At 68.4% G+C, this 13,826-nt stretch carries 8 protein-coding genes and 1 pseudogene; 7 read left to right on the top strand and 2 right to left on the bottom strand.

Features of this window, described 5'->3' with window-relative positions:
* Positions 1-199: 199 nt before the first annotated feature.
* The gene (locus KME82_RS20475; RefSeq protein ID WP_096415671.1) at positions 200-1,672 is read right to left on the bottom strand and encodes a leucyl aminopeptidase; all 1,473 of its coding nucleotides are present in this window, start codon (positions 1,670-1,672) and stop codon (positions 200-202) included.
* A gap of 304 nt (positions 1,673-1,976) precedes the next feature.
* Between KME82_RS20475 and lptF the strand changes: the two genes are divergently transcribed.
* Complete coding sequence (lptF, locus tag KME82_RS20470) at positions 1,977-3,059, top strand: LPS export ABC transporter permease LptF (protein WP_215495641.1); 1,083 nt, start codon at positions 1,977-1,979, stop codon at positions 3,057-3,059.
* Complete coding sequence (gene lptG / locus KME82_RS20465; protein WP_215495640.1) at positions 3,056-4,156, top strand: LPS export ABC transporter permease LptG; 1,101 nt, start codon at positions 3,056-3,058, stop codon at positions 4,154-4,156. The genes lptF and lptG overlap by 4 nt, the downstream gene beginning before the upstream one ends.
* Before the next feature lie 228 nt (positions 4,157-4,384).
* Here lptG and KME82_RS20460 read toward each other — a convergent pair whose 3' ends face one another.
* Positions 4,385-4,879 carry an RDD family protein gene (locus KME82_RS20460; RefSeq protein ID WP_215495639.1) on the bottom strand — a complete coding sequence of 165 codons (495 nt, stop codon included), beginning with the start codon at positions 4,877-4,879 and terminating at the stop codon, positions 4,385-4,387.
* Between the two features lie 143 nt (positions 4,880-5,022).
* Between KME82_RS20460 and xerD the strand changes: the two genes are divergently transcribed.
* The 5 genes and pseudogenes from xerD (at position 5,023) to purL (ending at position 13,742) form a co-directional block, all read left to right on the top strand.
* Positions 5,023-5,970: a site-specific tyrosine recombinase XerD gene (gene xerD, locus KME82_RS20455; protein ID WP_215495638.1), complete on the top strand. Its 948-nt coding sequence runs from the start codon at positions 5,023-5,025 to the stop codon at positions 5,968-5,970.
* A gap of 202 nt (positions 5,971-6,172) precedes the next feature.
* A complete protein-coding gene (locus KME82_RS20450) occupies positions 6,173-7,063 on the top strand; it encodes a DsbC family protein (RefSeq protein ID WP_215495637.1) in 891 nt (296 codons plus the stop codon).
* A gap of 154 nt (positions 7,064-7,217) precedes the next feature.
* Complete coding sequence (locus KME82_RS20445) at positions 7,218-8,096, top strand: DsbC family protein (RefSeq protein WP_215495636.1); 879 nt, start codon at positions 7,218-7,220, stop codon at positions 8,094-8,096.
* Between the two features lie 171 nt (positions 8,097-8,267).
* Complete coding sequence (locus KME82_RS20440; RefSeq protein ID WP_215495635.1) at positions 8,268-8,735, top strand: hypothetical protein; 468 nt, start codon at positions 8,268-8,270, stop codon at positions 8,733-8,735.
* A gap of 1,160 nt (positions 8,736-9,895) precedes the next feature.
* Positions 9,896-13,742 (top strand): annotated as a pseudogene (gene purL / locus KME82_RS20435) (phosphoribosylformylglycinamidine synthase).
* The last annotated feature ends 84 nt before the right edge of the window (positions 13,743-13,826 follow it).

Raw genomic sequence — 13,826 nt, 5'->3', positions numbered from 1 at the left:
GGGGCCGGGAATCGGGAATGGGGAGTGGGGAATCGGTTGAAGCGAAAAGCGAGGAGCGGAAAGCGAGAAGCGGGAAGTGGGAAGTAAGAAACGGGAACCGGTCGCGACGCAAACGCTTCGCCGATTCCCGACTCCCGATTCCCGGCTCTTGGGAACCGGTCGCGACGCAAGCGCTTTACCGATTCCCGACTCCCGATTCTCAATTCCCGTTTCTTTCCAGCAACCACTGGCTCAACAAGCCCACCGGCCGGCCGGTCGCCAGGCCGCGCTTGCCTTCTTCGTTGGATACGCCGGCGATGTCCAGATGCGCCCAGCGCTGGCCTTCGGTGAAGCGCGCGAGGAAGCAGCCGGCGGTGATCGCGCCGGCCCAGCGGCCGCCGATGTTGTAGACGTCGGCGAAGGCCGATTCGAGCTGGGTCTGGTATTCGTCCCACAGCGGCAGGCGCCAGGCGCGGTCGAACACTTCCTCGCCGGCGCTGAGCAGTTCGGCCGACAGGTCGTCGTCCTTGCTCATCAGGCCGGTGGCGAACTTGCCCAGCGCGACCACGCAGGCGCCGGTCAGGGTCGCCACGTCGAGCAGCGCCTGCGGTTCGAACCGCTGCGCGTAGGTCAGCGCGTCGCACAGGATCAGGCGGCCTTCGGCGTCGGTGTTGCCGACTTCGATGGTCTTGCCGGACATGCTGGTGAGCACGTCGGAGGGGCGGTAGGCGTCGGCGTCGGGCATGTTCTCGACCGCCGGCACGATCACCACCAGGTTGATCGGCAACTGCATGCCGACCGCCGACACGAACGCGCCCATCACGCTGGCGGCGCCGCACATGTCGAACTTCATTTCCTCGATGCCGCCCTGGACCTTGAGGTTGATGCCGCCGGTGTCGAAGGTGATGCCCTTGCCAACCATCACGTACGGCTTGGCGTCGCCGCCGTTGCTGTACTTGAGCACGATCAGCTTGGGCGGATTGGCCGAGCCGCGCGCGACCGCGAGCAACGAGCCCATGCCCAGTTCCTGCATCTGCTCGCGATCGAGCACTTCGCAGTCGGTGCTGTCGAAGCGGGCGGCGAACTCCTGCGCCTGCTGGGCCAGGTAGGCCGGGTTGCACACGTTCGGCGGCAGGTTGCCCAGTTCTCGCGCGAACTGCACGCCGGCGGCGATCGCCTGGCCCTGGGCCAGCGCGGTCGCGTCCGAGCCGCTGATCGACAGCGTGCGCAGGCCGGGTTCGTCTTTCTTCTTGCCCAGGGTGGCGGTGTAGCGGTAGCAAGCGTGATCGGCGGCGATCGCGGCCTGGCGGATCGCCCAGGCGGCGTCGCGGCCGGCGACCGGCTCTTCGCTGATGGTGAAGATCGCGTGCGCGACCGGACCGGCCTTGAGCGCGCGGGCGGCGTCGCCGACCGCCTTGAGGTACTGGGCGACGCCGAACTTGCCGGCCTCGCCCAGGCCGACCACCAGCACGCGCGGCGAGGCCACGCCGGGCAGGTCGTGCAGCAGCGAGGTCTTGCCGGTCTTGCCGCTGATGTCGCCGCGCTCCAGCAGCGCGGTCAGGCGTCCGCCGCTGGCTTCATCCAGCGTTCGCGCGGTAGCCGTCAGGGTCTTGTCGGCAAAGGCGCCTACCACGACGCAGTCGGTTTGAGCGGCGGCGGACGCGTCGCGGTTCAGGTCGAATTCGAGGGTCATCCAACAGATTCCCGAGCAGATAAGAGGTTGTGTACGTACAATCGATCGGCTTTGCGCAATGCGATGAACCGGGGCGGAGGCCGCGGAACCTGCATTGCCCATATCGCACCGGTGATGGCGTCGGAGGTGGATCGCCCGTGGTGAATCACCATTGGCAACTCCGACACCAGCGCTGAATCTGGGGCCTGTGCCGCGCAACCCCAACCGGGGCGATCGCGGGACGGCCGGCCGTCGAACGAACTCCCGAGTTTAAAGCAAGCCCGCCCGATGCCGAAGCCCAACCCGAAGCGCGCCTTCCTACCCGATGCTCAAGCTTGACCGATACCTCTCCGGCGAATTCGCCCAAGCGATCTTCGCCACCCTGGTGGTGCTGCTGATCGTAAGCGTCGGCGGCGCCTTCACCGACGTGCTCGAGGACATCGCCAAGGGCAAGGTCCCGGCCGGGATGATGCTGATCCAGCTGGGCCTGGTGCTGATCAAGTGGTTGCCGCTGATCCTGCCGCTGGCGCTGATGCTGGGGCTGATGCTCGGCATCGGCCGGCTCTATCGCGATTCGGAAATGCCGGTGATCTCCTCGATCGGCGTCGGCCCGCGCCGGCTGCTCAAGCCGCTGCTGCTGGTCGCCGGGCCGATCGTCCTGCTGGTCGGCGCCTGCTCGCTGTGGCTGGGCCCCTGGGCCGACCGGGCCTCGCGGCAGATGATCAACGAGGCCAATCGCAGCCTGGTCGTGGCCGGCCTGGAGCCGGGCGCCTTCACCGGCCTGCCCAACGACAACGGCGTGATCTACGTGGGCGCGATGTCCAACGACGGCACCCGATTCGAGCGCATCTTCATCTACCGCAACAAGCCCGGCCGCCAGGACGTCACCACCTCCAAGAGCGGCCGGCTGACCGTGGACGCCAACGGCGACCGCTACCTGACCCTCGACGACGGTTTCGAAGTCGAAGGCCCGGTCGACGGCAGCCTGAATTTCCGCCTGATGCGCTACGTCAGCAACGATGTGCTGCTGCCGGCCAGCGAGGACCGCTACGACCCCAAGTCGCCGGAAATGCTCAACACCGTCCAGCTGATCGGCGATCCGCGCCCCGAGGCCGCGGCCCAGCTGCATTACCGGATCGCGCCGCCGCTGCTGGCGCTGGCGTTCGCGCTGCTGGCGGTGCCGCTGGCGCGCAGCACGCCGCGCCAGGCCCGGTACGGGACCATGCTGATCGGCTTCCTCGCCTATCTGATCGGCAACAATTTCATGGTCATGGGCACCGGCTGGATCGAGGACGGCAAGACCCCGGTCGCGCTGGGCCTGTGGTGGCTGACCTTGCCGATGCTGGCGGTGACGTCGTGGATGTATTTCCGTGACGGCCGGGTCGGCCGGCGCAGGGCGATCGTATGAAGCCGTTTCCGAAGATCCACGACATTTATGTCGGCAAGGTCGTGCTCAGCACGGTGCTGCTGACCTGGGCGGTGCTGCTGGGCCTGGATTTCATGCTCAGCTTCGTCAGCGAGTTCGGCGATGTCGGCAAGGGCCGCTACGGCGTGGTCCAGGCGCTGGCCTACATGCTGCTGACCGTGCCGCGGCGTGCCTATGCGCTGTTTCCCTACGCCTCGGTGGTCGGTTCGCTGATGGCGCTGGGCCAGTTGGCCTCGACCTCCGAGTTGACCGTGCTGCGCGCGATCGGCCTGTCGCGTCGACGCCTGAGCATCGCGGTGGCCGGCGCGCTGGCGATCCTGACCGCGCTGATGGTGATCAACGGCGAGACCATCGCGCCCGAAGCGCAGCGTCGCGCCGAATCGCTCAAGGCCGCGGCCAAGTCCAACAATCAAGTGGTGGCCGAGTACTCCGGGCTGTGGGCGCGCGAGGGCGATGTGATCCTCAGCGCGAGCCAGGGCCAGGAACGCAGCGCCGGCAACGACAGTTGGCTGGAACTGCGCAACGTCAGCCTGTACCAGTTCGGCGCCGACGGCCGCCTGGTCTCGATCGCGGTCGCCGGCATCGCCGAGCACCGCCCGGGCGGCTGGCTGCTGCGCAACGTCACCCGCACCACCTTCCATGCCAAGTCGGCCGAGAAGGTGCAGATTCCCGAGGAACGCTGGGAGTCCAAGCTCGACAGTTCGGCCTTGATGAGCGGCACCAACCGGCCGCGTTACCTGACCGCCAAGGCGCTGCACAAGGCGATCGAGGACCGTCAGCGCAACCAGCTCGATGCCGGCGAATTCGAAGCGCATTACTGGGGCCGCTGGTTCTATCCGATCAATGTGCTGGCGCTGTGCCTGGCGGCGGTGCCGTTCGCGTTCGGCAGCCTGCGCAGCGGCGGCATGGGCAAGCGCTTGTTCATCGGCATCGTGTTCGCGCTGGTGTTCTGGCTGCTGCAGACCCAGTTCGTCGAGCTGGCCAAGGTGTTCCGCTTCGACTTCCGCCTGGCCTATCTGGCGCCGACGGCGGTGATGCTGGCGGTGTCGGCGCTGTTGTTCAGGCGAAGGTCGGGTTAGCGCGGGCGGGCCGGCGGGAGCGGCCGCAACTGCGGCCGGCGGGTCGAGATTGCGTTGCCGCGAAGTCTGCGTGGGAGGGGCTTTCAGCCCCGACGCTTTTCTATCAGCTCACCATTTTGCTTCGGCTAGTGAAGCGCAAGCAGTGCGCAGCGAGCTGAGAGAAAAGCCTCGGGGCTGAAAGCCCCTCCTGCAAAAGACCTCGGCGCTCGCGTTGGTGGGTGGTGGCGCTTACTTCTTGTGCTTGGGTAGGCGAATCGTGCCGGTCCCGCTGATGCGGTCGTGCCAGGTCAGCCGATCGCGGTCGAACCAGGCCCACCAGAACCCCAGTCCCGCCGCGGCCAGCGACAGCGTGCCGACGGCGTAACGCAGCCACAGCGCTTTCCAGCCGGGTGCCTGCTCGCCCGTGCCGGTCACTTTCAGGCGCCACGGACGCATGCCCAGGGTCTGGCCGCCGCGGCGCCAGCTCACCGTCGTATAGGCGCCGGCGAGCAGCCAGCACACCGACCACTGCAGCGACCACCACCAGGTGTAGGGGCGGATGTTCTCGTGGGTGTCGTGCCCGGCCAGGGTGAACGCCAGCACGAACGCGGCGCCGGCCAGCATCCACAAGGCCAGCACCGGCCAGAAGTCGTAGAACATCGACAGCAGCCGCCAGCCGATCAGGGCGGCGGGGCGGGCGGGCGCGGTGTCGGGGTCGGAGTCGGTCGGGTCGGGCGAAGTCATCGCATCAGGATAAGCGAGGCCGGGTCGCGAGCCACCTGCACCAGGATGCGGCGCAGGCGATGGATGCGCTGCCGCGGCGGCGCGCCATCTGTTCGGACCGGCCCGGCTTTGCCATTCGACGGTCGCGGCCCGATCATGCCGGCATGAGCTCCACCACCCCCGCCGAACGCCGCGTCCAGGCGATGTCGCTGCCGCCGCTGGACGAGGCCGACGCCACCGCCATCACCGGTTTCCTCGACACGATCTGGGCCGAGAACGGACTGGCGCAACAAACGCTCGACAGCTACCGCCGCGACCTGGAAGGCCTGGCGCGCTGGCGCGACGGCGCCGGCCTGGCCGATGCCGATCGCTCGGCGTTGTACGACTACCTGGCCTGGCGCACCCGCGAAGGCTATTCGCCGCGCAGCAACGCCCGCCTGCTGTCGGCCTTGCGCGCGTTCTACGCGTTCCGGGTGCGGCGCGGCCAGCGCCACGACGATCCCACCGCGCTGCTGACGCCGCCGAAACTGCCGCGCTCGCTGCCCAAGGCGCTGGCCGAAAGCCAGATCGACGCGCTGTTGAACACGCCCGACCTGGACACCCCGCTGGGCCTGCGCGACCGCGCCATGCTCGAGCTGATGTACGCCGCCGGCCTGCGCGTGAGCGAACTGGTCAACCTGCCGGCGACCGCGCTCAACCTGCGCCAGGGCGTGCTGCGGGTGATGGGCAAGGGCAGCAAGGAGCGGCTGGTGCCGCTGGGCGAGGAGGCCCAGCACTGGCTGGAGCGCTACCTCGCCCAATCGCGGCCGCAACTGGCCGGCAAGCGCGCGCTGGCGCCGTTGTTCATCGAGGCCAGCGGCAACGCCCCGACCCGGCAGGCGTTCTGGCATCTGGTCAAGCGCTACGCCGTGCTGGCCGGGATCGACCCGGCCAAGATCAGCCCGCACGGCCTGCGCCACAGTTTCGCCACCCACCTGCTCAACCACGGCGCCGACCTGCGCGCGCTGCAGATGTTGCTGGGGCACAGCTCTCTGTCGACCACCCAGATTTACACCCTGGTCGCGCGCGAACAGCTCAAGCGCCTGCACGCTCTGCACCATCCGCGTGGCTAAACGGCACTGATCGCATGCATGCATCGACGGCCTGTCCGGGTCGGCTCCCGCAGCGGCGATGTCTATCGCGAAGCGACCTTGGTTGTGATCTATGTGACCCAGGTCGCGGAACACGACCGGCAGCGCCTCGCGCGCCACCGGCCGTCGAACCTAGTGCTCGCCGAGCGGTCGATTCGCTCACCCGACCAAGGACCCGCAGCAGATGAAGCGCATCCTCTTTACCGTGTTCGGCGCCGCCATCAGCCTGTCGGCCTGCGCCCAGGCGCCCCAGGGCGCCGCGGCGGCCAGGAGCGATCCGGCCCGGGACGGCTCGGCGACCCAGCCGGCGAAGCCGGCCGGCACTGCGCCCAAGGTCGCCGCCGGCAGCGCCGATGCGCGCGCCATCGAGGCGATGCGCGCCCTCAACCCCAGCGTCGCGATCGACAAGGTCGGCCCGGCGCCGATGCCCGGCCTGCGCGAGGTGCTGGTCCAGGGCCAGGTGGTCTATGTCAGCGACGACGGCGGCTATGTGTTCCTGCCGGGCACCGGCGGCGCGCTGTTCAACGTCAAGGCCAAGCGCAACGTCACCGAAGACAGCCTGGCCGGCATGCGCCGCGACCTGGTCAAGACCATTCCGGCCAGCGAACGCATCGTGTTCGCGCCGGCCAACCCCAAGCACACCGTCACCGTGTTCACCGACGCGGAATGCGGCTACTGCCGCAAGCTGCACAGCCAGATCGCCGAGTACAACCGCCAGGGCATCGCGGTGGAGTACCTGGCGTACCCGCGCATGGGCCTGGGCAGCGAGGACTACAAGAAGATGGTGTCGGTGTGGTGCGCGGCCGACCGGCGCGAGGCGCTGACCGCGGTCAAGTCCGATCGCGCCGTGCAGGCCCGGGAGTGCAAGAACCCGGTCGCCCGCCAGTATGAGATCGGCCAGCGTGCCGGCGTCGGCGCGACCGGCACGCCGACGATCCTCAACGCCGACGGTTTCCATGTCGGCGGCTACGTCCCGCCGGCGCAACTGCGCGAGCGGCTGGACAAGCTGGCCGCCGAATCCGCCGGCGCGTCCAGGCCGGCCGCGGCGGCGGCCGCACCGGCCGGCGGCGTGTAAGCCGCTGTCTTTCGCCCCCTGGGCGAGCGCCGCGGCCGGCGCGACCCATGTCGCAGAACACGAATTGCAAACCCGCTCCATGCCACAATCGGCTGAACCTGATGTCCCACGGGCGGTCGAACGCCCACTCGCTCCCGCCAAGGATCCACAGCAAATGAAGCGCATCCTCCTCGTCCTGCTAGGCGCCATCAGCCTGTCCGCCTGCGCCCAGGCGCCGCAGGCCGCAGCCGCCAAGACCGATCCGGCCAAGCCCGCCGCGCAAGCGTCGAAGGGCTCCGCGCCGAAGGTCGACGCCGGCAGCGCCGACGCGCGCGCGGTCGACGCCATCCGCACCCTCAACCCCAACGTCACCATCGACAAGGTCGGTCCGGCGCCGATGCCGGGCTTCCGCGAAGCGCTGGCCCAGGGTCAGGTCGTGTACGTCAGCGACGACGGCCGTTACCTGTTCCTGCCCGGTTCCGGCGGCGCGCTGTTCGACACCCAGGTCAAGAAGAACCTCAGCGAAGACAGCCTGGCGGCGATGCGCAAGGATCTGGTCAAGACCATCCCGGCGAGCGAGCGCATCGTGTTCGCGCCGGCCAATCCCAAGCACACCGTCACCGTGTTCACCGACGTGGAATGCGGCTACTGCCGCAAGCTGCACAGCGAGATCGCCGAATACAACCGCCAGGGCATCGCGATCGAATACCTGGCGTTCCCGCGCATGGGCATCGGCAGCGAGGACTACAAGAAGATGGTCTCGGTGTGGTGCGCTCCGGACCGCCGCAAGGCGCTGACCGACGCCAAGAGCGATCACGGTTCGGTCGCCAGCAAGGACTGCAAGAACACCGTGACCGAGCAGTACAACGTCGGCCAGCGCGCCGGCCTGACCGGCACCCCGATGATCCTGACCGCCGACGGCGTGCAGCTCGGCGGCTACGTCCCGCCGGCGCAGCTGCGCGAGGCGCTGGACAAGCTGGCGGCCGAGTCGAAGAAGCCGGCCGGCGCGGCCAAGCCGACCGCGGCGGTGGCCGCTCCGGTGGGCGGGCTGTAAGCCGACCGCTGCTTTAAGCCGGAACGATCCGGTGGGTGCCGCGAAAAGGCCGCGCATTGCGCGGCCTTTTCGTTTGCGCTGGCGGGCCTGAGCGTCGGCGAGCGATGCTCGCAGCGAGCACCGGATTGGCATAACGAGATGACGCGAGCGATCTCGCGCCGGGAGTTCGAAGTGAGCACGGAACTCAGAAACCGATTCGATCAGACCCTGCAAACCGCGCTGCACGACCTGTCGTTCGACGGCCTGGCCTTGAAAGCCGGCAAACGCAAGCTGCGGGTGTCGGCGCAGGGCGAGGCGGTCGCCGAGCTGAGCTTCGTCCATCTGGCTCGCGCCGACGGCGTGCATCTGCTGGCCCGGGTGTTCGACGGCGCCACCTGCCGCGCGCTCAAGGCCCTGGACCTGTCGCCGCTGAACATCGTCCTGTGGGACCCAACCGCCCTCCGCCCTGTCAGCCCCGATCCACGCTTCTGTCGGAAGCACGGCCAACAGACACACAGCGAGCGCCGCCGAATGGCCTCACCCGACGCACAAACGGCGCTTCCCCTGCTCCGCCAAGCCGGCCCACGCCGCGATGAGACCGCAGGCATCCGCACACAGCATCGGCGCTCCCCCGGACAAAGCACTTTCGCCAGGCAATGACTCTGCGACCGGAGCTCGACGCCGATGCCTCGCACCTCGGCACCACTGATCCTCGACCGCCCCCCCGGTTGCCATCGCAACGCGCAGGCGGGCCCATAACCGGCCAGACCGCGCACCCGCTCGGCTCCTCGCGGTCGCATCCGACCGCCGCTACGCGTTAAGAAGCTCCCGGCGCCGACCGCGCGCCATTAGTGCCGGGACCGGATCGTCGCAACGCGGCGATGCCGCATCGAGCACCGGGCGGGTGACGTGCGTGACGAGCGACTCTCGCTTCGAAGATCCAGGCCGCAAAACGAACGATGAGCGACCCCGGCCCCCCGCTCCGAAGCCACGAGATGGCAGTCAAACCGCCTACCCCTCACGCGCTGCACGCCGCCAGGGCGTGCCAGAGCGGCCCAACCCGATCCACTGAGCCTCATCTCCCCCGACGTCCCGTGATCAGACGGCGCCCGCGAGCACACAACGCGCGAGCATCTACCCCCCCTGGCCTGTCCAGGAGGCCGAAAAGACTGGAATCCCAGCCTGTCCAGAGCAGTGAGCGTGATCAGGAGCTCGCTGCCAATCGCCTGGCAAAGAAGCTGGCAAACGGCACCTGACAGACCCCTGCGCGGACAAGTTCACCGCGATCTGAGCATCCGGCCGGTTCTCTCACGCTCTTCCTCACCCCCGCGGTTCCCTGAGCGTCTGCTCTCCACAACCCGCCCCCCACCGCGGCGACCGCGCCGCTATCGCGTTCAAGGCGCGACCGTCCCCCAGCCTCGGGGCCGCGACGGCCCACCCGAATCGATTTTGGCACCTCGAGTTTCCAGCTCGATACGAAACAGCTCCCCCCTCCCCCCGATCGAACACCGGCTCCCCCCTGCACCTCGCTCCTCCCCGCACTGGCCCCGTGCCGACCTGCCCGCCACCCGCTTTCCTCGATGGCTCCGGGCCCAGCGAGCGCCCGCCCGGCGATGTACTCGAGCCCTTGCCCTCTGTTCGATTTTTCCGCGTCCGAGGCGAGCGCCAAGCCCTCTCTGGCCGCACTGCTCAGGCTACACGCCCTCTCCCCAGGGCGCGCGCGGCCCGTTACTGGGTCGAACACGGCGCCCGCCCCGACGAGCGACCCCTGTCGCCGCGCAAGCTCACTCCCCCCGACCGCCGCAGCGCGCCTTCGCGCTATGCCCACCCCGCAAACCCGGGCACCGGCCACTCAAAAGCGGCACCCGCTCAGCGCAAATCCACGGGCTCGCTCCCATGTGGAAGCCTCCGCCCTGAGCAAGAACACCTGCACATGCACCCACTTGGACCCAGTCGCTCACCGACACCACAGCGACGACGCGGCCGCGCTGTTTTCGGTGCCGGCGCGCGGCGAGCTCGAACGCATCGCCCTGGACGATCTGGAATCGGCCAATACCCGCCTGGGCCTGGCCCTGGCCGAGGACGAAATCGGCTACCTGCGCGAACGCTACACCGCGCTGGGCCGGATGCCGTCCGACGTCGAACTGATGATGTTCGCGCAGGCCAATTCCGAGCATTGCCGGCACAAGATCTTCAACGCCTCGTGGACCCTCGACGGTCGCGAACAGCAGTACTCGCTGTTCAAGATGATCAAGCACACCCACGCGCAGACCCCGGAAAACACCTTGTCGGCGTACAGCGACAACGCCGCGGTGGTGGAAGGCTATCCCGCGCGCCGGTTCCGGCCGCAGCCGCGGCGCCTCTCGGGCCCCAACACACCGCCGAGTGCCGCAGGCCTCCCCGTCGGCGTGTCTGCACCAATCCAGAAGGTCAAACCCACAACCCGGCGACCGCGATCATCGCCCGCCGTCCCCGGCGCAACACCGGCACTCATGGCGGCGAAATCCGCGACGAAGGCGCGACCGGCCGCGGCGGACGGCCCAAGGCCGGCCTGTGCGGTTTCGCTGATGCGCAATATCTGCCGCATTCGACCTTGTGCCGCATCGCAGCCGAGGGAAAGGCGACGCCCTCGCTCAGACCCCCGCATCGCGCTGCTCGGCCCCGTTGGAAATCATGCTCGACGGCCCGATCGGCGCGGCCGCGTTCAACAACGAATTCGGCCGGCCGAACCTGGTCGGTTATTTCCGCAGCTTCGAATTGTCCGAAGGCGAAACCGCCAACGCCACGCTGACTCGCGCCTACGACAAGCCGATCATGCTCGCCGGCGGCCTGGGCGCGATCGATCGCGTGCAGGTGGCCAAGCTGGGTTTGAAGCCCGGCCATGCGGTGATCGTGCTCGGCGGCCCGGCGATGCTGATCGGCCTGGGCGGCGGCGCGGCCAGTTCGGTCGCCTCCGGCGACAGCGCCGAAGCGCTGGATTTCGCCAGCGTGCAGCGCGACAACCCGGAGATGGAACGCCGCTGCCAGGAAGTGATCGACCGCTGCGTTGCGCTCGGTGCCGACAACCCGATCGACAGCGCCCACGACGTCGGCGCCGGCGGTCTGTCCAACGCGATTCCCGAACTGCTGCACGACTCTAGCCTGGGCGGTGTGATCGATCTGGCGAAGGTGCCCAGCGACGATCCCTCGCTGTCGCCGATGCAGCTGTGGTGCAACGAATCGCAGGAACGCTACGTGCTGGGCCTGCCGGCCGATCGCGTTGCCGATTTCGCCGCGATCTGCGAGCGCGAGCGTTGCCCGTTCGCTGTGGTCGGTTATGCGACCGCGGAGGAACGCCTTGTCGTCGGTTACGGTGCGACGATTGAATCGGTTTACGGCGCGCACGGCCCCGAATCCCAAATCCCAAATCCCGAATCTCCGCTCCACCCCATCGATTTCCCCATGGACGTGCTGTTCGGCAAACCGCCGAAGATGCACCGCGACACCCGCCACCCCGCCGCCGCGCCGTGGCCGGCGCTGGACTGGAACGGCCTGGACCTGCGCGAAGCCGGCCTGCGCGTGCTCGCGCATCCGACCGTCGCGGCGAAGAACTTCCTCATCACCATCGGCGACCGTACCGTCGGCGGCCTGGTCGCGCGCGACCAGATGATCGGCCCGTGGCAGTTGCCGATGGCCGATTGCGCGATCACTTTGAGCGACTTCGACGGCTTCGTCGGCGAAGCGATGGCGGTCGGCGAACGCACCCCGCTGGCGCTGCTCGACGCGGCCGCGGCCGCGCGCATGGCGGTCGGCGAAGCGATCACCAACCTGTGCGCCGCGCCGGTCGAATCGCTCAACCGGATCAAGCTGTCGGCGAACTGGATGGCGGCGGCCTCGCATCCGGGCGAAGACGCGCTGCTGTTCGACGCGGTCAAGGCGGTCGGGCTGGAGCTGTGTCCGGAACTCGAACTGAGCATCCCGGTCGGCAAGGATTCGTTGTCGATGCAGGCGCAGTGGAGCGGGAATCGGGAATCGGGAATTGGGAGTCGGGAAAGCGGGGCTGCGCAGGCTGGCAGTGACGTTGGCTCCGAATCGCCAAGCGCGAAGCCTATCGCGCATAAATCCGTATCGCCGGTTTCGCTGATCGTCAGCGCATTCGCGCCGGTGGTCGACGTGCGTCAACAGCTCACGCCGCTGTTGTCGCGCGAAGGCGACACCGAGTTGTGGCTGATCGGGCTGGGTGCGGGCAAGCAGCGTTTGGGCGGTTCGGTGCTGGCGCAGGTGCATCCGCAGGCGGTCGGCAAGCATGCGACGAACGGCTTGCCGGCATTCGCCGGTCAGACCGGCGACGGCGCGCGGCATGAAAGCGGCGTGCCCGATCTCGACAGCCCGCAGCGTCTGCGCGATTTCTTCGAACTCATCCGCGATGCGCGCGAAGCCGGTCTGCTGCTGGCCTATCACGACCGCAGCGACGGCGGCGCGTTCGCGACCCTGGCGGAAATGGCGTTCTGCTCGCGCCTGGGCCTGGACATCAGCCTCGACGGCTGGGGCGAAGACCCGTTCCGCACCTTGTTCAACGAAGAACTCGGCGCGATCGTGCAGATCCACAACGACGACCGTGCCGAATTCGCCGACCTGATCTCGCGTCACGGCCTGATCGATTGCGCGCAGCGCATCGCCAAGCCGACCACCGCGCCGTCGGTCCGGGTCAAGGACGACGGCAAGGTGCTGATGGAATGGCGCTGGGACGAATTGTTCGACGCGTGGTGGTCGACCAGCCATGCCTTGCAGAAGCTGCGCGACAACCCCGACTGCGCCGACGAGGAGCGCGCGATCGCACGCGATTTCGCCGCGCCGGGCCTGAAGCCGAAGTTGAACTTCGACCCGAACGACGATGTCGCCGCGCCGTTCATCAACACCGGCGCGCGGCCGAAGGTCGCGATCCTGCGCGAGCAGGGCGTCAACGGCCAGATCGAAATGGCCGCGGCGTTCGATCGCGCCGGCTTCGAAGCCTTCGACGTGCATATGAGCGACCTGATCAACGGCCGCTTCGCACTGGAAGATTTCAAGGGCTTCGCCGCCTGCGGCGGCTTCAGCTACGGCGACGTGCTCGGTGCCGGCCGCGGCTGGGCCACCAGCATTCTCGAGCGCAGCGCGTTGCGCGATGCCTTCGCCGCGTTCTTCGCCCGCGACGACAGCTTCTCGCTGGGCGTGTGCAATGGTTGCCAGATGCTCGCCCAACTCAAGCCGATCGTGCCGGGCGCCGAGCATTGGCCGGTGTTCCTGCGCAATCGCAGCGAGCAGTTCGAAGCGCGTCTTGGATTGCTGGAAGTGGTCGAATCGCCGTCGCTGTTCCTGCGCGGCATGGCCGGCTCGCGCATCCCGGTCGCGGTCGCCCACGGCGAAGGCCGCGCCAGCTTCGCCAACAACCTCGACCAAAGCGCCGCCGACATCGCGCTGCGCTACATCGACGGCGAAGGCCGGGTGGCCGAGCGTTACCCGCTCAACCCGAACGGTTCGCCCGACGGCATCGCCGGCCTGACCAGCCGCGACGGCCGCGCGACCTTGCTGATGCCGCATCCCGAACGCACCCTGCGCAGCGCCAATTTCAGCTGGTCGCCGAAGGACTGGGCCGGCGACTCGCCGTGGCTGCGGATGTTCCGCAATGCGCGGGTTTGGGTGGGGTGATTTGCTCGCCGGATCAGACGGATTGAATCATCGCGCCCTTCGGGGCGTGGTGAGTTCGTCGCGCGAAGCATCGGCCGACGGCCG

The organism is Lysobacter capsici, assembly GCF_018732085.1.
GTDB lineage: Bacteria > Pseudomonadota > Gammaproteobacteria > Xanthomonadales > Xanthomonadaceae > Lysobacter > Lysobacter capsici_A.
Note: the sequence above shows the minus strand (reverse complement) of the source record. Positions and strands in the feature narration are given on the sequence as shown.

Bases quoted from the DNA above. Each gene is read 5' to 3' on its own strand.
- KME82_RS20475 (WP_096415671.1), bottom strand. From the start codon at position 1,672: ATGACCCTCGAATTCGACCTGAACCGCGACGCGTCCGCCGCCGCTCAA.
- lptF (WP_215495641.1), top strand. From the start codon at position 1,977: ATGCTCAAGCTTGACCGATACCTCTCCGGCGAATTCGCCCAAGCGATC.
- lptG (WP_215495640.1), top strand. From the start codon at position 3,056: ATGAAGCCGTTTCCGAAGATCCACGACATTTATGTCGGCAAGGTCGTG.
- KME82_RS20460 (WP_215495639.1), bottom strand. From the start codon at position 4,879: ATGACTTCGCCCGACCCGACCGACTCCGACCCCGACACCGCGCCCGCC.
- xerD (WP_215495638.1), top strand. From the start codon at position 5,023: ATGAGCTCCACCACCCCCGCCGAACGCCGCGTCCAGGCGATGTCGCTG.
- KME82_RS20450 (WP_215495637.1), top strand. From the start codon at position 6,173: ATGAAGCGCATCCTCTTTACCGTGTTCGGCGCCGCCATCAGCCTGTCG.
- KME82_RS20445 (WP_215495636.1), top strand. From the start codon at position 7,218: ATGAAGCGCATCCTCCTCGTCCTGCTAGGCGCCATCAGCCTGTCCGCC.